The following is a 23468-nucleotide window of genomic DNA, read 5'->3' as shown; positions in this document are numbered from 1 at the left end:
CTGGCACTGGAGGGTCAACGTGCCAGCATTGCTTGTGTTCGTCGCCCGACCCCCTCACCTTCTCATCACCCGATGACACACAGGATGCGGCTGGGTATTCTGCCCCCGCTTTGAGCGACCTGCCCAGACTGCTCCTGTGCAGCTTCGACGTCATCCCCGGCCCATCCGGCTCGTCACGCCGTTTGACCGAGTACCTCAAGGCATTGCCCGACCGCTTCTCTGTGGTGGTGCTATCGGCGAAGACGCCTGACCACTCCCATATCGAGAAGTACCAGGGTGCTCGGCTGCTGCGCGTGCCGGTAGGCTCGGGGGACCTTGCCTCGCGAATCCAGGCCTTCGAGCGGGCCGTCCGGCGCCAGCTCGAGAGCGAGGACTACGCGCTCGCCCACTTCACGGACCCCTTTGGGGGCTACGCGTTGTGCGAGCTCAAGGGGGACTACGGCTACCGCCTCATCTATGAGGCGCAGACCTTCCCGTCCCAGGAGCTGCGCTACACGCACCCGCAGACGGAGGGCGACCGGCGCTTCCTGTCGAAGGTCCGCAGGCAGGAGCTGTTCTGCCTGATGAACGCGGACCGGATCATCACCGGCTCCGAGACGACGCGTTCGTACATCCAGTCCCTCGGGGCGAGCGAGGACCTCATCCGTGTGGTGCGCGCCCCCGTGGACCTGGGGCCGTTCTCGCCCGACGTGCTGGGCGCTCCGGATGGGGAGCCGCTGCGGCTGATGTACCTGGGCAGTCACGTGGGCTGGCAGGGTCTGCCCACGCTGCTTCGCGCGGTGGCGCTGGCGGCGAAGCAGGTGGAGGTGCGGCTGACGCTCGTGGGCGCTCAGCACCCGGACTGGCAGCCCCACCTGGACGAGCTGGTGAAGGAGCTCGGCCTGAAGGACCAGGTGGAGTTCCAGCCGCCGGTGCACCACGACGACGTGGCGAAGGTGCTGGCGCTGGCGGACGTGGGCGTGCTGGCGCTCGACGACGTGGAGCGCAACCGGCTGCAGGGTGGGCCGCTGGCGAAGGTGTCCGAGTACTGCGCCGCGGGCCGGCCCATCATCGCCGCCGACCTGCCCGTGTGCCGCGAGCTCATTCCGGCGGACGCGGCGGTGTTCTTCCCCGTCGGCGACAGCCGGGCGATGGCCGACCGGATCATCGAGCTGGCGCGCGACGTTCCGCGGCGGGTCGAGCTGGGGCAGCGGGCGCGGGAGCACGCCGAGTCGGCGCTCGACGCGGGTGTCATCCGGGGCCAGCTGCTGGATATCTACGACTCGCTGTTGGACAAGCGCTCCGTCCCCGTGTCGGGCAGGAGCGAGGATGATCTGCCCGCGGCGACGATGGTGACGGGCACGCCGACCAGTCGGCTCGCGTCGCTGCTGCCGCCCGACAGCGGGCGCATCAAGATTCCGCAGCCGGAGAAGCGCGCCCCCGTCGAGGAACAGCCCGCCGAGCCCCCGTCCGAGGCGGCCGCCGAGGAGCCCCCCGTCGTGATGGGGATGGTGCTCGAGGACGGGTTCGATACGCGGCTCATCAAGACGGAGCCAGACGCGCGGCCCATCGAGCCTCCCGTCGTCATGGGCCTGCCGCTGCGTGAGCGCGCGGCGCAGGCGTCGAATCCAGGCGCCTCATCGTCGGCCTCGGGCCCGACGACTTCCGAGCCCACGCCGGTGACCGCGCAGGGCATCCCTCCGGATCCGACCCCCGTCACGTCCCGTCGCACGACGGAGCCCGAGGAGCCGGAGCAGGACGCGTCCTCAGCGTCCTCCCGAGACGCGGGCCGCGAGGAGGACACCGCGGAGGAGCGGCTCTCGAAGGTCCCGCCGCATGGGACGCCCCGACTAGGGGATGAGCCGCCGGCTCCAACGCCGGTGGAGTCGCAATCGGCGAGGTTCCCGGACGAGTCGCGCGAGCGGATGCGCCAGGGCCTGGACGAGGGGGAGGCGCGGGATGAGCGGTCCGAGGAGCCCCCGTCTCCGACGCCCGTGGTCCGCGCTCCTGCTCCGCTGCCCATGGAGGAACCTCCTTCACCCACGCCCATCATCCGCATGCCGGCCTCGCTGAGGGATGACCGGGGCGGCTCGGCACGGGACGAGGGCGTGTACTCCAACGGTCGCTATTCGACGCGAGAGGAGCCGCCCTCACCGACGCCGGTGGTGCGGGCGCCGGCGCCGCTGCCATTCGACGAGCCGCCCTCGCCCACGCCCATCATCAAGGCACCCGCGCCGCTGCCATTCGACGAGCCGCCCTCGCCCACGCCCATCGTCAAGGCGCCCGCGCCGCTGCCAAGGGACGAGTCGCCTTCGCCCACGCCCATCGTGCGCAGCCCTCTCGCATCGCGAGCGGAGGACGACGCACCGGCACCGACGCCGATCGTCCCCGCGCGCTCGGTGCTCGCGAGTCGGAGCACGTCCGCACGGGTCGAGACTCCGTCGCGTCGGATGGCGCCGCTCACGCAACATGCGAAGGGAGCATCGGACGGGGAGCGCGGATCAACGAGAGCGGACTCTGATCGGCCCTCGGTTCGTGGTGCCCCCGTGCCGGATCCGGAGCGGCCCGCCGGACGTGCCGGTGCGTCAGCTGACTCCGAGACACCGTCCGTTCGCGGCACGCCAGTCCCCGACGCGGAGCGCCCCAACGGACGCACGGGTGCGGACTCGGAGCGGCCCTCCGTCCGAGGCACGCCGGCTCCTGAACCGGAGCGCCCCTCCGGACGTACGAGCGCAGACTCCGAACGCCCTTCTTTCCGAGGCACGCCGGCGCCTGAGCCGGAGCGCCCCAACGGACGCACGAGCGCAGACTCCGAGCGCCCGTCCGTCCGAGGCGCGCCAGCCCCCGAACCGGAGCGCCCCAACGGACGCACGAGCGCAGACTCCGAACGCCCGTCCGTCCGAGGCGCGCCAGCCCCCGAACCGGAGCGCCCCTCCGGACGCGCGAGCGTGGATTCCGAGCGCCCGTCCGTCCGCGGTGCACCGGTCGTCCCTGATCCGGAGCGTCCCTCGACGCGAGGCACACCTGCTCCCGAACCCGAGCGCCCCTCCGCGCGCATCCCGGCGGTCCCCGAGTCCGAACGGGCCTCCGTGCGCGTCCCGAACCCCGACTCGGAGCGGCCTTCGGTCCGAAGCGCCCTGCCGGAGCTGACCTCCCGCGGCCACACCACCGACCCCGAACGCAACACGCCGCGCCCCTCCGGCATCGTCGAACCAGAACGTCCTCGCGGCACAGGCGAGACGGATCGGCTCCCGCCCCTCGTCCGTCCCAGCCCGCCCCCCGACCTCTCTCGCACCGGATCACGAGGCAGCGCGCTCGACCCGGATCGCCCCCCGCCCGTCCTCACCCCGGGAGCCGGCACTCCGTCCCTCGGAAAGTCGTCCCTGCTGGGCGACCTCCCGCCTCCCGACACCGAGCGAGGGCCCCCCGTCCTCAGCACGTCCAGCGACGCGGAGCGGCCCCCCGCCCTCCCCCCTCGCTCCACCAGCGCCCCGCCACCCGTTCCCCGGCAGCGTCCGCCGCGACTGCTGTCCATCGACGGTCCTCCCCGACTGGAACCTGTCGACACCTCCGCGTCCCGACCCGGCCTGCCCGCCGTCAGGCCCCCCGATTCCGAGGACGAACCGGAGGAGATCTCCGAGGACGAGGCCCACGCCATCGAGGATGGCGAGGAGGCGGGCCCCACTCCGTCCCACTCGCGCCCACGTCTGGACGACGAACCCGACGAAATCAGCAGCGACGAGGTCGAGGACGCCGAGGTCTCCGCCAGCAGCGCCGCCCAGCTCGTCGATGACGAGGACGACCTCCAGGAAGCCGACGCGGACCCCATCCCCGACGAAGACGAGGGCCCTCCACCCGAGCCGCTCGCCTCGACGCTGAACCCCTGGTTCGCCCAGCTCGCCCACGGCTACTGTCCACCGGAAGGCACTCAGTTCGCGCGCCACACGCCCCCCACCACCTTCCCGGGTCGGGATGACGACGCGGATCCATCCCGAACGCCCTCGGGCCCCCGTGCACCAGGCGCCGTTCGCGGCAAGGGCTCGTGAAGCAGCCAACCGAGCACCCTCCGGAAAGTTTCCAAGCGTCGCTCCCGCCCAGTAGGATGTCGCGGTTTTCACTGCACTTTTTACGGGTGAAAGGGCTTCATGGAGCGCCGCGTCCTCATCGTTGAAAGCCAGAACGACTTCGCCCTCAGCATGGCGACCGTGCTCAAGAGCGCGGGTTACCAGACCGCCATGGCGGCGACCGCGACGGATGCGCAGCGCGAGCTGGAGAAGCGCCGACCGGATCTCGTCGTCCTTCGGGCCGAGCTTCCGGATCAATCCGGTTTCACGCTGTGCGGGCAGATCAAGAAGGGCAAGTGGGGCCAGAACCTCAAGGTCCTGCTCCTCTCCTCCGACACGGGCGTCGAGGGCCTCACGCAGCACCGGCAGACCCCGGGCGCCGCGGACGGCTACCTCGTCATCCCCTTCGAGATGGGTGAGCTGGCCTCGATGAGCACGGGCATCATGCCGCCGGGCCAGGACGAGTCGGATGCATCGCTCGACGCCGCGCTCGCCGGTAACGCACCGCGCGAGGCACCGCCCCCCATGCCGGGCATCCGCACCAGCGCCGGCGGCCCGCCCAAGCTCCCCAAGCGCGAGCGCCGCAGCGCGATGACGGAGGAGGACCGCGCCTTCCTGGACCGCGCCTTCCAGTCCATCGCCGACCGCAAGGCGGAGCTGCTCGCCGAGTCGCGTCAGCTCAAGCGCCCTCCCCCGCGCCGCGAGCTGATGGGCACGCCGGAGGGCAAGATTCAAATCCTCCGCGACGAGCTCAAGACGCGCGAGGCCCAGCTGGCCCGCCTCTCCGAAATCTGGAGCGTGCGCGAGCGCGAGCTGCTCTCCGGCGAGGACCGCCTCCACGAGAAGGACGTGGAGCTGCAGGGCCTCAAGATGCAGGTGGACGACCTGCTGCGGCGCTTCAACGAGGCCCAGCAGGCGATGCTCCAGAAGGAGCGCGAGCACGGCGCCACCGTCGACGACCTGCTGCTGCAGAAGTTCTCCTCGGAGAAGGACCTCATCGAGGTCGTCGCCTCCAAGGAGAAGGACATCAACCTGCTGCGCAAGGAGGTCCACAACCGCGACGATGATCTCGCGCGGCGGGGCTCCGAGCTGGAGCACCTGCGCGGCGAGTACGAGAAGCTCGACAAGCACCTCAACGTCGTCACGTTGGAGTTCGAGGTCAAGGAGCAGAAGCTCCAGGACAGCGTGCGCGCGCACGAGGCCGAAGAGGCCCGGCTGGGCAAGCGCGGTGACGACTTCGAGGCGGAGCTGGGCCGCACCGTCAGCGAGCGGGATCAGCGCTACGCGGAGCTGGACGGCGAGCTTCAGGCCCTCCAGGAGCGGCTGCAGCAGACCGAGCAGGAGCGCGACTCCACCGTGCGCGGCCTGGAGACGCGCGCCGCCTCCGCCGAGGAGCACGGCGCCCGCGCCGACGCGGAGATCACCCGGCTGAACGCGGAGCGCGACGCGCTCGACGCGCGGCTCAGCCAGCAGGTGGCGGACCTCGAGACGGACCTCGCGCGCACCACCGGCGAGCGGGATCAACTCCGACTCGACAAGGACGCCCAGGAGGCGGAGCTCAGCCAGCGCATCGAGGACCGAGACGCCAAGATTTCGGCGCTGGACCGCGAGCTGTCGGAGACCATCGCCCGCAACGAGCGCACCGAGGCGGACCTCAACTCCAACATCCAGCAGCAGTTGGAGCGCATCGGCGAGCTGGAGGGCGAGGTCGAGGCCGTCAAGGCACACCTGGCCGACCGCGAGGCCGAGCTCACCGGTGAACTGCAGGCGCTCACCGACGCGAAGAACGAGCTGGAAGAGGACCTCACCGGACGCCTGGAGGCGCTGCGCGTCGCCAAGGACGCGCTGGAGGAGGACCTCACCCGCCAGCTCGAGGAGGTCCGCGCAGCCAAGGCCGAGCAGGAGGCCGACCTCACCGGGCAGATCCAGGCCCTCACCTCGCAGCTCGAGGAAGCGCAGAACCAGGGCGAGCAGCTCCAGGCCCGCGTCGCGTCCCTCGAGGATACCGTCGCCCAGCGCGAGTCGACCATCGAGGGGCTCCAGGGCGATGTCGCCACGCGGGATCAGCGCATCTCCGAGCTGACCGGCGACCTGGAGGCCACCAGCCAGACGCTGGCGCAGACGCAAGGCACGCTCGCGCAGACCGAGCAGCAGCTCGCGGACACGCAGGGCACCCTCGCCGCCACGGAGCAGTCGCTCTCCGAGACGCGCGGCGAGCTCGAGGCCACCAGCCAGTCGCTGTCCGAGACTCAGAACACGCTCGCCACCACGGAGCAGTCGCTCTCCGAGACGCGCGGCGAGCTGGACGCCACCAGCCAGACGCTGACGCAGACGCAAGGCACGCTCGCGCAGACCGAGCAGCAGCTGGCGGACACGCAGAACACGCTCGCCACCACCGAGCAGTCGCTCTCCGAGACGCGCGGCGAGCTGGACGCCACCAGCCAGACGCTGGCGCAGACGCAAGGCACGCTCGCGCAGACCGAGCAGCAGCTCACGCAGACCGAGCAGCAGCTCGCGCAGACCCAAGGGACGCTCGCCACCACGGAGCAGTCGCTCTCCGAGACGCGCGGCGAGCTGGACGCCACCAGCCAGACGCTGGCGCAGACCCAGGACACCCTCGCCCGCACCGAGCAGCAGCTCGCGCAGACGCAAGGCACGCTCTCGCAGACCGAGGGCAGCCTGGCCGAGACGCGCGGCGAGCTGGAGGCCACCAGCCAGACCCTCACGCAGACGCAGAACACGCTGGAGGAGACGCGCGACGAGCTGGGCACCACCACCGCGCAGCGCGATCAGCTCAAGCTGGAGCTGGACGAGACGCGCACGGTGCTCCAGGAGACGCAGGCCTCGCTGTCCCGGACCACGGGCGAGCGGGATCAGCGCATCGCCGAGCTCCACGCCCTGAGCGAGGCCAAGGACTCGCTGGAGCAGCTGCTCACCGGACAGATCGGACAGCTGCGCGGAGAGCTGTCGGAGACGCTGGGCAACTACGAGGCCGAGCGCGCCGCACACGAGAAGCTCGCCGCCGAGACGAGCGCCACCATCGAGGCGCTCACCGGGGAGCGTGACGGGCTGCGCGCGGAGCTGGAGGCCACCAGCCAGACGCTGGAGCAGGTCCAGGGCCAGCTCGCCGCCACCCGCGACGCGCTGTCGCGCGAGCAGCAGGCGCACACCACCAGCCGTCAACAAGCGGCCAGCACCCAGTCCGCGCTGGAGGGCGAGCTCAACGAGGCGCGCAACCAGGCGGAGGAGCTGGGCGAGCAGCTCACCATCACCAAGCACGAGCTGGGCGCCCGCGTGGCGGACGTCACCCAGCTCACCGCGCAGCTCGCGCAGGTGGAGGACACCCGCGCGAACCTGAAGGAGCGCCTGGACACCCTCACCGAGGAGTCCCAGCGCCGCGAGGAGCTGCTCCAGAACGACCTGGCCAACAAGGGCAAGGAGCTCTCGGACACGCTGCGCAAGCTCACCCAGGTGACGCAGGAGAAGATGCGTCAGGCCGAGGTGCTCAACCGCGAGGTCGCCACCCGCACCGAGCAGCTGAAAGCCCTGGAGACCAAGCTCCAGACCCAGGCCACCGACGCCAAGCGCCACGCGGACGGCCTCGGCCAGCAGATGGCCGGGCTGAACAACCAGCTGGAGCTCGCCAAGAAGGCGCTCGGCGAGCGCGAGGAGCAGCTGCGCGCGGCGGGCACGAGCCACCAGAAGCTGACCCAGGAGCGCGACGGCCTCGCCGGACAGCTCCAGCAGGCACAGGCGGCCCAGGCGCAAGCGGCGCAGGCCCAGCAGCAGGAGCGCGCCGACGCGAAGCGCGCGTCCGACGAGCTGGCGGCGAAGCTGGCCAAGGCCGAGCAGCGCATCGCCCAGCTCACCCAGGAGGCCCAGGCGAAGGCGGCCGACGCGGACGCCAAGGCCAAGGACCTGCAGGGGCAACTCGCCACCCGCACCAAGAAGGTGCAGGACCTGGAGCTGGCGGTGGAGAACGCGCAGGGCGCCAAGGCCCGCGCGGAGAAGGACCTGGCCGCCAAGGTCGCCGCCGCCGAGGGCAAGGCCAACGAGGCCGCCGCCCGCCTCGCCACCGCCCAGAAGGAGCGCAAGGACCTGGAGGCTCGGCAGCTGCGCGAAATCGACGAGCTCAACACCAAGCAGAAGGCGGAGCTCGAGCGGCGCGAGGCCATCAAGACGCAGGAGGTCACCCGCCTGCAGCAGTCCGTCCAGGAGAAGAGCAAGGCGCTCAAGGTCGCCGAGCTGGAGCTGGCTCGCTACAAGAGCAAGGCCCCCGCCGCCACGCCCGCCCCCGTCGCCGCCAAGGCCGCCAAGGCCCCGCCCCCCGTCGAGGACGACGACCTGGCCACCCGCCCTCAGGTCAACCAGGTCATCCCCGCGGCCGCCGCTCCCGCCAAGCCCGCCAAGCCCGCCGCGAAGCCCGCCGCCGCCGCGAAGAAGGCCGCCGCTCCCGCTCCCGCCCCTGCCCCGCTGGGTGGCGACGAGTCGGAGCCCACCGACCGCACCATGGTCATCCAGCTGCCCACCCAGGCCGCCAAGGAGGATGACGACTGGACGGCCCTGGTGGACGAGCTGGACAAGTAGCGGGCCTGGGGCCGCCTCACCCGGGGCGGCCCCGCCGGCATCCCGTCACCCTGGCTGTCTGGAATCCCGGCGCCCGCCGGTGAGCCGGCTGTTCGCCGACCCGGGAGGGCCTCGGGAGCGACTCGCGCGGAGTCGCGACATCCGTGCCCTACCTGGGTGAAAAACTCAGAGGGCGGCGCGCGCGTCGCGCACCAGCTCCTTGAAGTGAAGTGTGGCGAGGACGTCACGGAGGGAGGCCTCACGGCCCACGCTGTGCGCCTGCACCTGCGCCTCACGCCAGCGGCTCATGAGCGTCCGCAGCGTGATGTACGCCAGCAGCAGCGGGAAGCCTCCCGGCAACAGGAGCACCGCCACCGCCATCACCATCCTCATCCACGCCCACACCATGACCACGGACCTCGCTGCTTTCCCTTCGTGAGTTGAGCCAGTGAGATGCACGGTGCGTGCCCATGGTGCGCAAATAATTTCCCTCCCTTTTTCCGCAGGGTTGGGGAGCAGCGGGGCAAGAGAGCCGCGACGCGGGGGCGAGGATCCTGGCATTTTTGCCGCAGTCGCCTGAAAGGCCCTCGGTTAAGTTCCGCCGCGTGAGCACCCCAGAGACGGCCAAGACCCGCGGCTTCGACAGCGTGGCGGACGCGGAGAAGCAGCTCGAGCAGGTGGGATACCTGCCCTCACCGGAGATCGCCACCGCGGCCTTCCTGGCGGACCGGATGGACAAGCCCATCCTGGTGGAGGGCCCCGCCGGCGTGGGCAAGACGGAGCTGGCGCGCGCCATGGCCGCCGCGCTGGGCCGCGAGCTCATCCGGCTCCAGTGCTACGAGGGGCTGGACGAGGCCAAGGCCCTCTACGAGTGGGAGTACGCCAAGCAGCTGCTCTACACCCAGCTGCTCAAGGACAAGATTGGGGAGATGGTGGAGGGCACCCAGTCCCTGGCGGAGGCCGCCGACAGGCTGGCGTCCGGCGACGCGGTGTTCTTCTCCGAGCGCTTCCTGTTGCCCCGGCCCATCCTGCGCGCGCAGCTCTCCGAGCGCCCCGCCCTGCTGCTGGTGGACGAAATCGACAAGGCGGATCCGGAGTTCGAGGCCTTCCTGCTGGAGGTCCTCTCCGACAACGCCGTCACCATTCCGGAGCTGGGCACGTTCCGCGCGAAACACATCCCGCGCGTGCTGCTCACGTCCAACGCCGCGCGCGAGCTGTCGGACGCGCTCAAGCGCCGCTGCCTGCACCTGCACATCGACTTCCCGGACCGCGAGCGCGAGCTGCGCATCGTCCGCTCCCGGCTGCCGCACGTGCCGCAGGTGCTCGCCGAGCAGGTGGTGGAGGCCGTCGCCGCCATCCGCGCGCTCGACTTGAAGAAGGCGCCGTCCATCAGCGAGACGCTCGACTGGGCGCAGAGCCTGGTGCTGCTCAACGCGGACCAGCTCACCTCGGACGTGGTGGCCTCCACGCTCAACCTCGTCCTCAAGTACGAAGGCGACATCGAGAAGGCGCGCGCCAACCTGCCGCAGATTGCCCAGGCGTGAGGTGCTTCGGGACACCCGGCTCCGCGTGAGCCGGGGCGTCCGTCCACCGGTGTATGCTCAGGTGGCTCGCTCTCCTCGAGGCCCTGGCCGCTCGTGCTCCTGAAGGAACGCTTCCAGATCAACCGCCCGCTCGAAGAGCAGGAGCTGACGCTCGTGCGCGCGTGCGTGGACAGCCCCGGCCTGCTCGACGCGCGCGAGGAGGCCGTGCTGCGCACCGCGCTGTCGCTCGCCAGGCTCTACAAGGTCCAGCACGGCGGGCTCGACGTGGGCGTGGGCGCGCAGCTCACGCCCTTCCGCGACGAGGTGGAGCGGCGGCTCGGCCCCGTGCTGAACGGCGCGAGGCCGCCCACGCGGGACAGGCTCGTGCCCCACGTGAGGGACCTGCGCGAGCACGCCGCCCGCGCGCGTGACGGTGTGCTCGCGCGACTGCGTGGACGCGTGCCGCCCGAGGCGTTGGACCGGGAGCTGCGGCACAAGGAGCTGGTGTTGGTGACGGGCGGCGGAGGCGGCACCGCCTTCGTGTACCTGGGCGTGATGAGCGTGCTGGCCGAGCACGCGCTGGAGCCCCGTCTGCTGGCGGGCGCGTCCATGGGCGCGGTGCTCGCGTTGATGCGCTCGCGCATGGCGCGCTTCGACCCCACGGAGATGATCAACATCGTCCGGGGCCTGTCCTTCCGGAAGCTCTTCCGCTTCATCTCCACGGAGAGCCGCTATGGCCTGCCCGCGGCGCTGCGGCTGTTCCTGCGCGCGGGCCTGGGCCGCTTCTTCGGCGCGGGCCCCGAGGGCAGCGGACTCAGGCTGAGGGACCTCCCCGTCCCCACGCTCATCGCCGTGGGCGGCATCCGCCGGGGCATGCTGCCCAGGCCGCTCGAGTATTACGAGCGCCTGCTCGGCACCAGCCCCCTGGGGCTGCTCGACCCCGTGGGTGTCGCGCGCCGCATCCAGGCCGCCATGGGCACCATGGCGGAGCTCTTCACGCGCCCCGAAATCACGATGCGCCTGCACCTGGGCGCCGATGACGCGACCAGCGAGTTCGACGCGCTCGACGCCGCGGGCTTCTCCTCCGCCCTGCCCGGCGTCATCCACTACGACGTGCTGCGCGAGGACCCGCGCATGCACTCGCTGCTCGACGGGCTGATGGCGCACCACGGCGTCGCGCGCTTCATCGACGGAGGCCTCGTCGACAACCTCCCCGCCAAGGCCGCCTGGAAGGCCGTGGCCAAGGGCCGCATCGGCACGCGCAACACCTTCATCCTCGCGCTGGACGGCTTCGCGCCCAGGCTCGCCACGCCCTTCTGGCTGCCCCTGCAGCGGCTCGCCGCGATGACCGTCGCGCCCAACCTTCCCTACGCGCATCACATCCAGCGCTTCCCTCGCACGCTCTCACCGCTCGACGTCGTGCCCTCCGTGGAGCTCGCCTCCAAGGCCCTCCACTTCGGTCGCAAGGCCATGGCGGACGACCTGCCGTGGCTTCGACGCATGCTGACTCCCTTGCCCGCCGTGCTCTGAATTCCGGGGAATGGCTTTCACGCTTTGACCTCATAGCGTGTGCTGGCTAGAAGGGCGGGGCAGTCCCACTTCTTAAGGCCGAAGGAACCCCCGCATGAGCTCCACCTCGACCAGCGTATTGCGTGCCGACCAGATCTGGCTCGACGGCAAATTGGTGAAATGGGACGAGGGTCATGTCCATGTGATGACGCACGCCCTGCATTACGGCCTGGGCGCGTTCGAGGGCATCCGCGCGTACCGCACGCATGATGGCCGGCTGGCGGTGTTCCGCCTGCGCGAGCACATCCGCCGCCTGCTCGACTCGGCGCACATCATCATGCTGAAGATTCCCTACTCCGAGGACGAGCTGGTCGACGCGTGCCTCGACGTGCTGCGCAAGCAGAAGGACCTGTTCGCCAACGGCGCGTACCTGCGGCCGGTGGCCTTCATGGGCGACGGCGCCATGGGCCTGGGCGCCGTCAACCCCACCCGCGTCGCCGTGACGGCGTGGGATTGGGGCGCGTACCTGGGCGACAAGGGCATCCGCGAGGGCATCCGCGCCAAGGTGAGCTCGTTCACCCGCATGCACGTCAACGTGAACATGGTGCGCGGCAAGATTTCGGGCCAGTACGTCAACTCCATCCTCGCCAAGCGCGAGGCGGTGCTCGGCGGCTATGACGAGGCCATCCTGCTGGACATCAGCGGCTTCGTGGCCGAGGCGTCCGGCGAGAACATCTTCATGGTGAACAAGAAGGGCGTCATCAAGACGCCCCCCCTGTCCTCGCCCATCCTCGACGGCATCACCCGCGACACCGTGCTGAAGATCCTCCGCGACAGCGGCCGCGCCGTGGACGAGGTCACCTTCACCCGCGACGCGCTCTACATCTGCAACGAGATCTTCTTCACCGGCACCGCCGCCGAAATCACCCCGGTGCGCGAAGTGGACGACCGCATGGTGGGCACCGGCAAGCCCGGCCCCATCGGCACCTTCGTGCAGGAGACGTACTTCCGCACCGTCCGGGGCCAGGAGCCGCAGTACGCCGATTGGCTCACCTACGTCTGACGCCCCACCCTTCCGGCTCCCGGCGCCCCTGACGGCCCGGGAGCCCGACGGCCCGCCGCCAACCCAGGGCCCCTTCCCCCCGGTGACGGGAGACCCTCCCCCATCGTCGCCTGCCCTCCACCCACCGGATTGGGCTAGAAAGGGCTCCCGATGGCACCCGCCGGCCCCGCCTACAACGACAATCCCTTCAAGCTTGAGAACCCGTCCATCCTGGACATCGCTCCGGCCGAGCCGAAGACGGTGGAGGAGACGGGCCTGAAGATGGGCCTGCTCGCGGACATCGCGCTCAAGTTCCTCTACTACTCCGGCACCGGCACCGGCATGGGCATCGCCGACGAGATGCGGCTGCCGTGGCCGGGCGTCGTCGAGCACGTGGTGGACTTCCTCGCCACGGAGAAGCTGGTGGACCTGCGGGGCGGCAAGGGCTTCGGCCGCGCCTCCGTGGAGTTCGTCCTCACGGAGAAGGGCCGCGAGTACGCGCGCGACGCCCTCACCCGCACGACCTACGTGGGCCCCGCCCCCGTCCCCATCGAGCAGTACAACGCGCTCATCACCAGCCAGACCGAGGAGACGCCCGTCGTCAGCCAGGAGGAGCTGGTGATGGCGCTCAGCCACCTCACCGTGCCCGCGGAGCTGATGGACAAGCTGGGCCCGGCGGTGAACTCGGGCCGCTCGCTGTTCCTCTACGGCCCGCCCGGCAACGGCAAGACGAGCCTGGCCGAGGCCGTCTCCCACATGTTCGGCGGCGAGGTGTACGTCCCGCACTGCCTGGAGATCGGCAACCAGATCATCCAGGTGCATGACCACCTCATCCACACCCCCGTCCCGCTGGAGCTGGGCCGCGACACCTCCGGCCGCCGGCAGACCTTCGAGATGGACAACCGGTGGATGCTCTGCCGCAGGCCCGCCGTCGTCGTCGGCGGCGAGCTCACGCTGGAGACGCTGGACCTCATCTACTCGGAGAGCACCCGCTTCTACGAGGCCCCGTTCCAGGTGAAGGCCAACGGCGGCATGCTCCTCATCGACGACTTCGGCCGCCAGAAGGTCCACCCCACGGACCTGCTCAACCGGTGGATCGTCCCCCTCGAGAAGCGCGTCGACTTCCTTACCCTGCATACCGGGAAGAAGTTCGAAATCCCGTTTGATCAGCTTCTCGTGTTTTCAACGAATCTTGATCCGAAGGAGCTGGTGGACGAGGCCTTCCTTCGACGCATCAAGTACAAGATTGAAGTCGGAAATCCGGACGAGGAGTCCTACCGGGAGATCTTCCGCCGGGTGTGCGAGGCGGCGGGCATCCCCTATGTGGACCAGGCCGTCACGTACCTCGTCGAGCACTATTACAAGCCGCGGACCATGCAGCTGCGCGCCTGTCATCCTCGGGACTTGGTGGGCCTCATCAAGGACGCGGCCAGGTACCGGCAGATCCCGCCCGCCCTGTCCAAGGACCTGCTCGACCAGGCGTGCGAGGTCTTCCTCGTCAATCTCTAACGGAATTCGTTGTTACAACCGTGCGGAATTTCTAGAATCCGCATGCCGTTGTATCGCTCGGCCGCACGCTATGGCCACTCTTGGGTGGCTCGGCGCAAGAAGGAGCCGCAGTCCGTGAAGGAACGCTACCAGGACATCGACGAGAAGAACGAGGCGCTGCGCGACTACCTCGAAATCTTCAAGGACAAGCAGCCCGCGCGTGAGTTCCTCGAGCAGTTCGAGATGTCGTGGATCTACCACGACGCCGCGTTGGAAGGCGTGGTCTACACCCACCAGGAGCTGAGGGCCGCGCTGTATCCGCAACGCGCGAGCGCCGAGGCCTCGATGATTCCGGTGGTGCTCGAGATCCGCAACCACAAGGCCGTCTGCGACTTCATCCGGGAGGAAGCCGCGGGCGCCAAGAAGCAGGCGCAGATCACCCTCACCACCATCAAGCGGATGCACGACCTCTTCCTCGGGAACACCCCCGAGGCGCTGGCCGAGCGCGCGCGCATGGAGCGACGGGAGCGCACGGAGAAGGAGCTCGCCAAGGAGCGTGATCGCTCGGGGCTGCGCAAGGACATGCCGCTGCACCGCACGTACTTCCACGACATCCACCAGCCCGCGAAGATCCAGCCCGCGCTGGAGAAGCTGGTGGACTACACGGCGAGCGCCGAGTTCCGCGAGTTTCACCCCATCAAGCAGGCGGCGACGGTCCAGCACAACTTCCTGCAGATCTTCCCGTTCACCGAGCACAGCGGGAAGGTGGGCCGCATGTGCAGCAACCTCATCCTGCTGCGCAACGGCTACATGCCCGCCGTCATCCACTCCATCGACCGGCAGCGCTATTACGAGTGCTTCCGCGGCCCGCCGGCGCAGTTCCGCACGGTGTTGATGGACGCGATGGAGAACTCGCTCGACAACGGCGTGAAGTACTTCCGGGACCTGGGCCGCAAGTACAAGGCCATCAACAACTAGGTCCGCTCCCCTCCAGGAAGACCTGGCCCCCTCCGGCCGGCAAGGCCCGCCGCCCGGAAGGGTGGGCCTTCGCACCTGGAGCAGGAGGGCGTTCGGCCACCCGGTCTTCCGCCCCTCCGTGAAGGTCGGCCGGGGCATCTGCAACTTTGGTGTGAGGCAGACACCCCGCACCCGCCGGCCTCTCGAAACCCGGAGCCGGAGGAAGTAAAGAAGACCACTCCATGCCCGTGACACAGTCCTTCAACAGCCGCCGTGCCCAGGGAGCCTCGGGGGGCGAGCTGACGGAGCCTCCGCCACCGCGACTGGCCCTGATGTCGGCGCGGGACAAGCTGGAGCGGCTGCTCGAGGTGGCCAAGGGCCATCGCAAGGCGCTCATCCTCACGCACGACAACCCGGATCCGGACTCGCTGGCCGCCGCGGTGGCGCTCGCCCATCTGCTCGAGCGACGGGCGGACGTGGAGGCCCACGTGGGCTACGGCGGCATCATCGGCCGCGCGGAGAACATCGCCTTCGTGAAGGTGCTGCGGCTGCCCGTCTCGCACGTGTCGCAGCTGGACTTCGACGAGTACGACCTCTTCGGGCTGGTGGACACGCAGCCCAAGGTGGGCAACCACTCGCTGCCCGCGCGCATGGAGGCGCACCTGGTGGTGGACCACCATCCGCTGCGTGAGGAGAGCCTGGCCTCGCCGTTCGCGGACGTGGGCGGCGACTTCGGCGCCACGTCCACCATGCTGGTGGAGTACCTGCGCGCCGCGCGCGTGGAGCCCTCGGTGGAGGTGGCCACCGCGCTGTTCTACGGCATCAAGGCGGACACGCGGGACCTGGGCCGCGAGACGACGCAGACGGACATCGACAGCTACCTGTGGCTGTTCCCGCGCATGGACAAGTCGATGCTCGCGCAGATCGAGCACCCGGAGCTGCCGGCGCGCTACTTCCAGCTGTACCACACGGCCTTCGAGCGGGCGAAGGTGTACGGCACCGCCATCGTCACGGACCTGGAGGAGGTCTACTCCCCGGACATGGTGGCGGAGGTCGCCGAGCGGCTGATGTTCCTCGAGGGCACGAAGTGGTCGCTGGCCTTCGGCACGTACCGCAACCAGCTCTACTTCAGCCTGCGCGTGAAGGACCGGCGGATGAACGCGGGCCGGCTCATCCGCGAAATCTTCGAGGACTACGGCGGCTCGTCCGGCGGCCACGGCAGCATGGCGGGCGCGCGGCTGCCGCTGTCGGGCAAGGCGGCGCAGCGCAAGGCGCTCAAGCGCGAGCTGGTGAACCGCTTCCTCGAGGCCTTCGGCGTCGCCGACGAGCGGCCCGTGTCGCTCCTGTCCGCGCAGGACTCGTGATCTACTGGGACCACAACGCCGCCGCGCCCGTGCGGCCGGAGGTGGCCTCGCTGCTCGCGCGCGCCTTCGCGCAGGGAGGCCACGGCAACGCGTCCAGCGTGCACGCGGCCGGACGCGAGGCCCGCGCGAGACTGGACGCCGCCCGTGCCCGGGTGGCGCGGGTGCTGGGCTGCGAGCCGAAGGAGCTCTGCTTCACCAGCTCCGGCAGCGAGGCGGACGCGCTCGCGCTGGTGGGCGCCTTCCACGCGCGCCCCGCTCCCGAGCGACGCCGCGTGGTGACGACATCGGTGGAGCACCCTGCCCTGCTCGGCGCGGTGGCGCAGCTGGAGCGAGAGGGCGCGCAGGTGGTGCGCGTGGCGCCGGGCGCGGATGGACGAGTGCGCGAGGAGGACCTGCTCGCGGCGCTGACGCCGGACACCGCGCTGTGCTCGTTGATGTGGGCCAACAACGAGACGGGCGTGGTGCAGCCCGCGGCGGAAATCTCGCGCGCGTGTCGCAAGCAGGGCGTGCTCTTCCACACGGACGCGGTGCAGGCGGCGGGCAAGGTGCCGCTGTCGTTGCGCGAGGTGGACGCGGACCTCTTGTCCCTGTCCGCGCACAAGTTCGGTGGGCCCTCGGGTGTCGGCGTGCTGGTGGTGCGCAAGGGCGTGGACGTGCGGGCCCTCACGCCGGGACACCAGGAAGGTGGCCGGCGCGGTGGGACGCAGAACATCCCGCATGCGGAGGCCCTCGCGCTCGCGCTGGAGCTGGCCGCGCGTGAGCAGCCCCAGGTGGCGTCGCGCGTCGGCGCGCTGAGAGACGCCTTCGAGCGGGCGGTGCTCGCGGACGTGCCGGGCGTCGCGGTGAATGGCGCGGGCGCGCCGCGCGTGCCCAACACCAGCAACCTGCGCTTCGAGGGGGTCGAGGGCGAGGCGCTGCTCATCGCGCTGGACCTCGAGGGAATCTGCGTGTCGATGGGCGCCGCGTGTGCCTCCGGAACGCTGACGCCCTCGCATGTGCTCCGGGCCATGGGGCTGACGGCGGCCGAGGCCCGAGGCAGCCTGCGCTTCAGCCTGGGCTCCGAGACGAGCGAGGATGACGTGCGACAGGTCGTCGACGCCCTCCGTCGTCACGTCCCCACCGTCAGGGCACTCGCGGGCTGAGGCCGCGAGAGTCCTCGTCCGTTCACAGGGGAAGGCGATGACCGGCGCAGGGGCCGCGGCCGCGCCACACGCCTCCGGAGCGAGCATCCTGCGGTGAATGTCACCTCATCCCTGAGGGGCAGGGTCCTTGAACATGCCCGCTCCGGTGGAAACCCTTCTTTCCGCTGCCGATGCACGGGGGACATATGGGGATGGGTTCAAGGGGGAAGCAGTGGCGGGCGCATCGACTCGCGGTGCTCGTGGCGGGGCTCGCGCTCGCGTGTGCACCGGGCGTGGAGGGCTCGGAGCACGCGGAAGCATCGACACGCCAGGGAGTCCTCCGCGCCGCGAGCACGTCGACACCCGGAGGGGACGAGGACGCGAAGCCACTCGAAGCGCCCAGTGCCTTTCGTGACGCGTGTCCGGGTTCCGAGATGGCGCGAGGCCCCACGCTCCACGTCGCGAGCACGGGGCCAAGGGATGACGACGAGCCACTCGGCTCTCGCGGCAATCCCTACACCACCATCATGGCGGCGGTGAGGGAGGCGCGGCCCGGGAACATCATCCAGGTCCACGCCGGCATCTATCCGGAGCAGGTCGCCATCACGCCCCTGAAGGCGCGCGCGGGCACCGCCTCGGCGCCCATCGTCCTGAGAGGAGACCGCGTCGCGCGCCCCCTCATCGTCCCCACGTCGGCCGACGTGGGCAGTCTGATGATGCTGAGCCAGCCCTACTGGGTGGTCGAGTTCGTCGAGGTGGACGTGCGCGAGCGCCCCTCGTTCGCCGCGTTGTTCGAGAACGAGGCCACGTGCTCGCAGCTCCGTGACTCGGTCCTCCACGGCGGGCGGGCGGGGGGCGGCGTCGTCGTCAGCGACGCGTCACGGCTGCTCATCTCCGGCAACAAGGTGCACGACTTCTCCCGGTGGGGTCAGGACTCCCACGCCGTCGTGGTGAAGGGGACGTCTCGAGAGGTCTTCATCGTGGGCAATGACCTGCATGACGTCTCGGGCGACGCCGTGCAGTGCCAGCCCAACGGGGGCCGCCCCTCCAAGCTCGTCATCGAGGGGAACCAGATGCACGACTGCGGGGAGAACGGCATCGACGTGAAGGCGTGTGACGACCTGGCCATCCAGGGCAACCTGCTCTTCCGCTTCCCGAACCTGGAGCGCTACCCGTGGCAGGCGACGACGTCGGCCGCGGAGGCGGTGCTGGTGCACGAGGACGCCACGAACATCCGCATCATCGGCAACATCATCTTCCAGGCGGGCCGGGGCATCTCCATCGGCGGATTGTCCCCCGTGGACAACCCCACGGACGTGCTGCTGATGGCCAACATCGTGACGGACATCTTCAACTTCGCGAACCGGGCCAACGGCCAGGGCATCCGCGTCGCTCGGGCGCACAAGGTGCGGGTGCTCGACAACATCATCGAGCGGACGGAGGACTCGGGGCTGCGGCTCGCGGCGGACGAGCCGCTCATCGTCACGGACCTGCAGGTCTATGGCAACACGCTGCGCGACATGGCGAGCTTCGTGAAGCTGGGGCGTGACACCTCGCGCCCAGGCCTGCGGATGGACCACAACCGTTACGAGGGAGCAGACGGCAAGTTCAGCGCCTTCGGGCTCCTGTCCATCGGCACCTTCACCACCTGGCAGAGCCGCCTGGCTCCCTTCAACCTGGAGCAGGGCTCCCTGCGCATCACCGCCGAGCCCGAGCCCGACACGGGAGGGCTGCCACCGATGCTCGAGGAGGAGTGACACCTCGCCCGCGTCACGGCGCGCGCGGCCCCGCCAGCGCTACCACGGCTGTTCGGGCAGTGACTTCTCGCGCACCTCTTCGTCCGGCTGGCCGTAGCCCGGCATCCCGTCCTCGCGAGGCTCCTCGGGCCGGGCGGGCAGCCGCTCGGGCTGCTCCTCACGCGTCTTGCGCTCGGGGGCGGACTCTTCGGGCTTCGACGGCGGGGGCTTCTGGGTGGCCATGGCGGTCCTCGCGAGGGGGCGCCGAGCGAATGTGGCGCGGCATGCGAGGAGGTTCGCCATCCCCGCGCCCGCGTGGGACTGGCGGCGCCGAGGCGGCAGCGGGGCGCGTGGCCGCTCCCCTACTCCGTACCCGAGGAGCCCGAGGAAGCTGGAGGCACCACCACCGCGGGCATCACATCGCTGGCGCCGAACAACCCGCGCACCACCGCGGCGATGGCCAGGGGCGTCCCCACGCGCTCGTCGTAGTGCGGCGCGAGCGCCTGGGCGAAGGACTCCGCCGTGGTGAACCGGTCCTCGGGGCGCTCCGAGAAGGCGCGACGGACCACGTCCTCGAGCGCCTCGGGCACCTCCGGTCGCAGCTCGCGCAGCGGCCGATACGTGCGGGAGCGGATGGCCTGGAAGACCTCGTCCGGCGTGGCGCCCGTGAACGGACGCTCCAGCGTGAGCAGCTCGTAGAGCACCACCGTCGCCGCCCACAGGTCCGCTTCCGGGCTCACCTCGCCCAGCAGCGACTCCGGGGAGAGGTAGTACGGCTTGCCCAGCACCTCGCCCTCCTGGAGCTTGCCATCCACGAGCACGCGCGAGACGCCGAAGTCGCCCAGCTTGATCTCCCCCACGCGGGAGATGAACAGGTTCGACGGGGACACGTCGCAGTGGACGATGCCCAGCGGCTCCCCTTGCGCGCCGGTGGCGGCGTGCGCGTACGCCAGCGCCTCCAGCAACACCTTGCCCAGGTACACCGCGAAGTCGAGCGGCAGGGGGATGCCGCGCACCTTGCAGCGGCGGAGGATCTGCCCCAGGTCCCGGCCGTCCACCAACTCCATGACGATGAAGTAGATGCCCTCCAGCTCACCGGCATCCAACACCGTCACGATGTTCGGGTGGTGCAGCTGCTTGGACAGCTGCGCCTCGCGCGAGAACAACGTCACCGAGTCCGGGTCCGCCGTCAGCGCCGGGAGCAGCCGCTTGAGCGCGACGGTCCACCCCTCGCGCGGGCCCGACAGCACGCGCGCGCGGTACACCTCCGCCATGCCGCCCTTGCCGAGCACGGAGAGGATTTCATAGGGGCCGAAGACCCGCTGGGCTTTCGGAGGCGAAGGCGTCTGGCTCACGGGCTCGAGCTTCCGGCTCCCGCCGACTCGCGGCCCGGCGCGCGCTTGCCTTTCTTCACCGTCTTCTGCACCTGCTCGATGTCCGAGGCGAGCGCCCGCACCAGCACCGCTTCCCAGGGCTTCGGGCTCTCCGGCGCCCAGTTCAGCTCCAGCGCCCGGCGCAGCAGCGGCGCGACGCGCCCCTTGAAGCCCTGCTGGTCCGCCGCGTACGCCTGCCACGCGTAGACGTCCGGCCGGGACGCAGGCACCGGCCGGATGCGCTCCAGGAACTCCACCGCCTTGGGGGCGTTGCCGGAGCCCAGGAAGCTGGCCGCCATGCCCACCAGCGCGTCGACGTCCTTGGGGTCCTCGGCCAGCGCGGCCTCGAGGCGCGCGCGCGCCATCTCCCACTTGCCGTTCGCCAGCAGGTTCTGCCCCAGCTCCAGCGGCTGGGTCCCCAAGGGCTGGGGCCGGGCCACCGCGGCCTCCTTCACCGGCGCTGGGGAGGCCTCCGACTCCTCCGGGGCGGCGGCGGGCACCTCCTCCTCGCGCTCCACCGGCTCCGCGCCCTTCACCCCGCGCAGCGTCAGCACCGAGTCCTTCAACCCGGGCGAGTGACACTTGGGCGGCAGCCGGACGTGCGCGCTGAGCACCTGGGCGTTGGCGTTGTAGACGGCCAGCACCGTGAAGGGCCTCACCCCCACGCAGTCCGGCGGGGGGCCCTCCAGGCAGAGCTGCACCGTGGCCACCAGGACGGTGCCCTGGAACTCTCCGGACAGGACTTCCGTGGCGGGCGCGAACTTGCAGCCACCTCCGGACCCGGCGGACAAGCCCACCAGGCGCTCGCCCTCCATGTGCAGGTCCACCGGCCCGTAGGTATCCCCCTGAGAGGGGCCTGCGAGCTTCGGTCCCGCCCAGGCGAGGCCGGAGGCGACGGAAAGAGCCGTCACGAGTCCCTTGTTTAGAAGCGAGGGCGGCATGTGCGGGGTGTGGGGGACTGCCATCATAGGGGGCCCATGCCCGCCTTGTAAACGCGCGAGGATGCCTTGACCTCGCCGCTTCCCATCCTTATCATTTCAAAAGGTGGTCGCGAGTTTTCGCTGTAATTTCGGGACCTTGGTGGCACTGTAGCTTTGTTTCAAGGGCTGTCCCCTGCGGGGCGCGTGATGCCCAGCAGAAATTCGAACCGATACGTCCATTCCGGGGTCCGTTTCGGTCGCCATGTGCAAGCCCTCCCTCCTCGCGGGGGATGAGGGAAGCCTGCGGCGGCATGATTTCGGTTCCCACCTGGCTTTTGAGGGTTCAATGGACGCTGGGCACACGGCCATGCGGCGGGGGACTTTTTCTGCGGAGCGGCGGCGGTGAGCGAGACGGTGGTGGAAGAGGCGGCGGCGGCGAGGAAGCAGACGCTGCGGGATGAGTTGACGGCGCGTCGGAAGGCGATGACGCCCGATCTCATCGATACGCGGGGTCTCAAGGTCCAATCTCGATTCCTGGCGACGAAGTATTACGAGAAGGCGCGGTACGTGGCGCTCTACGCCCCCATCAAGGGCGAGGTCCCCACGCAGGACATCCTCAAGGCGGCGTTGCAGGACGGGAAGATCGTCTGCTACCCGCTCTCCCACGTCCACGGGCGAATCCTCTCCTTCCGAGCCATCAAGTCGGAGCTGGAGCTGGAGCCCGGGCGACTGGGCGTGAGAGAGCCGACGAACGCGTCGGACCTCATCGCGGTGGAGCAGATCGACCTGTTCGTGGTGCCTGGACTGGGCTTCACGGAGGACGGCAAGCGGCTGGGACGCGGAGGCGGCTACTACGACGCCACTTTGCGCGCGGCGAGTCCCCGGAGCAGGCGCGTGGGCCTGGCCTTCAAGGAGCAGCTGGTGTCCGTGCTGCCCACGACGGGTGACGACGTGGACATGGACCTCGTGGTGACCGAGTCCGAGGTCCACCGCGGCCTGCATCGCGAGCCAGAGTTCCTGGATACGTGAAGGTCCTCTTCATGGGAGACGTGGTGGGTCGTCCGGGGCTTCAGGCCGTCCGCGCCCTCCTGCCACGCCTGAAGGCCACCCATGGCGTCGAAGTGACCATCGCCAACGCGGAGAACAGCGACCAGGGTGCCGGCATCTCTCCGGAGACGGCCGACACCCTGCTGTCCGCGGGCGTGGACCTGCTCACGAGCGGCAACCACTTCTGGTCCAAGAAATCCATCATCCCCTGGGTGACGGCGCGGCCGGACAAGTTGCTGCGGCCCGCCAACTATCCCAAGGACACCCCGGGCAAGGGCCATGGCCTGGTGACGCTCCCGGACGGGCGCGCGCTGGGGGTCATCAACCTGGAGGGCCGCGTCTTCATGCGTCCCCACGACAACCCCTTCGAGGTGGTGCTGGGGTTGGTGGAGGAGCTGAAGAAGCGAACGCCGTGTGTCCTCGTGGACATGCACTGCGAGGCCTCCAGTGAGAAGAACGCCATGGGGGCGCACCTGGATGGGCGGGTGTCCGTCGTGGTGGGCACGCATACGCACGTGCAGACGGCGGACGAGCGCATCCTCCCCGGCGGCACGGCCTTCATCACCGACGTGGGCATGTGTGGCCCGCTCGACTCCGTCATCGGGATGAAGAAGGAGCAGTCGCTGGCGCGATTCCTGGGGCAGAAGCACGCGCCCTATGAAGTCGCCGAGCGGCTGGTCTACCTGCAGGGCGTGGTGGTGGACATCGACGATGCCACCGGCCGAGGGCGGAGCATCGAGCGCGTGCGCGTCCACCTGCCGGGTACCTGAAATCCGGCA

16 protein-coding genes and 1 other RNA gene are annotated in these 23468 nt (G+C 70.1%); 13 read left to right on the top strand and 4 right to left on the bottom strand.

The features are described 5' to 3' along the window. Window positions 1–110: 110 nt before the first annotated feature. Both LXT21_RS26980 and LXT21_RS26975 read left to right on the top strand, forming a co-directional pair. On the top strand, window positions 111–4025 hold the full coding sequence (locus LXT21_RS26980) for a glycosyltransferase family 4 protein (protein WP_254041068.1): 3915 nt from the start codon (window positions 111–113) through the stop codon (window positions 4023–4025). A gap of 99 nt (window positions 4026–4124) precedes the next feature. Next, window positions 4125–8630 carry a response regulator gene (locus LXT21_RS26975; RefSeq protein ID WP_254041067.1) on the top strand — a complete coding sequence of 1502 codons (4506 nt, stop codon included), beginning with the start codon at window positions 4125–4127 and terminating at the stop codon, window positions 8628–8630. A gap of 165 nt (window positions 8631–8795) precedes the next feature. Here the strand turns inward: LXT21_RS26975 and LXT21_RS26970 are convergent, their stop codons facing one another. Next, complete coding sequence (locus LXT21_RS26970; RefSeq protein WP_254041066.1) at window positions 8796–9002, bottom strand: hypothetical protein; 207 nt, start codon at window positions 9000–9002, stop codon at window positions 8796–8798. A 212-nt stretch (window positions 9003–9214) separates the two neighbouring features. On the opposite strand from LXT21_RS26970, the gene LXT21_RS26965 reads away from it, so the two are divergent. From LXT21_RS26965 to LXT21_RS26930, 8 genes are all read left to right on the top strand, one after another. Then, the gene (locus tag LXT21_RS26965) at window positions 9215–10153 is read left to right on the top strand and encodes an AAA family ATPase (RefSeq protein ID WP_254041065.1); all 939 of its coding nucleotides are present in this window, start codon (window positions 9215–9217) and stop codon (window positions 10151–10153) included. A 93-nt stretch (window positions 10154–10246) separates the two neighbouring features. Next, entirely contained in the window at window positions 10247–11662 is a 1416-nt protein-coding gene (locus LXT21_RS26960; protein ID WP_254041064.1) for a patatin-like phospholipase family protein, read from the top strand. A 94-nt stretch (window positions 11663–11756) separates the two neighbouring features. Beyond that, entirely contained in the window at window positions 11757–12704 is a 948-nt protein-coding gene (locus LXT21_RS26955) for a branched-chain amino acid transaminase (RefSeq protein ID WP_254041063.1), read from the top strand. Window positions 12705–12854: 150 nt separating this feature from the next. Further along, complete coding sequence (locus LXT21_RS26950) at window positions 12855–14192, top strand: AAA family ATPase (protein ID WP_254041062.1); 1338 nt, start codon at window positions 12855–12857, stop codon at window positions 14190–14192. Between the two features lie 114 nt (window positions 14193–14306). After that, entirely contained in the window at window positions 14307–15149 is an 843-nt protein-coding gene (locus tag LXT21_RS26945) for a Fic family protein (RefSeq protein WP_254041061.1), read from the top strand. 221 nt (window positions 15150–15370) lie between these two features. After that, complete coding sequence (locus LXT21_RS26940; RefSeq protein ID WP_254041060.1) at window positions 15371–16492, top strand: DHH family phosphoesterase; 1122 nt, start codon at window positions 15371–15373, stop codon at window positions 16490–16492. Then, window positions 16489–17634 carry a cysteine desulfurase family protein gene (locus LXT21_RS26935; protein WP_254041059.1) on the top strand — a complete coding sequence of 382 codons (1146 nt, stop codon included), beginning with the start codon at window positions 16489–16491 and terminating at the stop codon, window positions 17632–17634. Before LXT21_RS26940 ends, LXT21_RS26935 begins: the two co-directional genes overlap by 4 nt. Before the next feature lie 191 nt (window positions 17635–17825). Next, the gene (locus LXT21_RS26930; protein ID WP_254041058.1) at window positions 17826–19370 is read left to right on the top strand and encodes a right-handed parallel beta-helix repeat-containing protein; all 1545 of its coding nucleotides are present in this window, start codon (window positions 17826–17828) and stop codon (window positions 19368–19370) included. Between the two features lie 39 nt (window positions 19371–19409). Here LXT21_RS26930 and LXT21_RS26925 read toward each other — a convergent pair whose 3' ends face one another. From LXT21_RS26925 to LXT21_RS45470, 3 genes are all read right to left on the bottom strand, one after another. Continuing rightward, entirely contained in the window at window positions 19410–19592 is a 183-nt protein-coding gene (locus tag LXT21_RS26925; RefSeq protein ID WP_254041057.1) for a hypothetical protein, read from the bottom strand. 119 nt (window positions 19593–19711) lie between these two features. Continuing rightward, complete coding sequence (locus LXT21_RS26920; protein WP_254041056.1) at window positions 19712–20704, bottom strand: serine/threonine-protein kinase; 993 nt, start codon at window positions 20702–20704, stop codon at window positions 19712–19714. Next, window positions 20701–21633 carry a tetratricopeptide repeat protein gene (locus LXT21_RS45470; RefSeq protein WP_254041055.1) on the bottom strand — a complete coding sequence of 311 codons (933 nt, stop codon included), beginning with the start codon at window positions 21631–21633 and terminating at the stop codon, window positions 20701–20703. The genes LXT21_RS26920 and LXT21_RS45470 overlap by 4 nt, the downstream gene beginning before the upstream one ends. Window positions 21634–21829: 196 nt before the next feature. Between LXT21_RS45470 and ssrS the strand changes: the two genes are divergently transcribed. From ssrS to LXT21_RS26900, 3 genes are all read left to right on the top strand, one after another. Beyond that, a non-coding RNA gene (gene ssrS, locus LXT21_RS26910) (6S RNA) lies at window positions 21830–22025 on the top strand. A 19-nt stretch (window positions 22026–22044) separates the two neighbouring features. Next, window positions 22045–22671 (top strand): 5-formyltetrahydrofolate cyclo-ligase, encoded by a 627-nt coding sequence (locus tag LXT21_RS26905; RefSeq protein WP_141322811.1) that lies wholly within the window; start codon window positions 22045–22047, stop codon window positions 22669–22671. Beyond that, window positions 22668–23459 carry a TIGR00282 family metallophosphoesterase gene (locus LXT21_RS26900; RefSeq protein WP_254041054.1) on the top strand — a complete coding sequence of 264 codons (792 nt, stop codon included), beginning with the start codon at window positions 22668–22670 and terminating at the stop codon, window positions 23457–23459. Before LXT21_RS26905 ends, LXT21_RS26900 begins: the two co-directional genes overlap by 4 nt. Window positions 23460–23468: the final 9 nt, after the last annotated feature.

The organism is Myxococcus guangdongensis (genome assembly GCF_024198255.1).
Classification (GTDB): domain Bacteria; phylum Myxococcota; class Myxococcia; order Myxococcales; family Myxococcaceae; genus Myxococcus; species Myxococcus guangdongensis.
The sequence above is the reverse complement of the archived record's forward strand: the minus strand, read 5'-3'. Positions and strand labels throughout refer to the sequence as shown.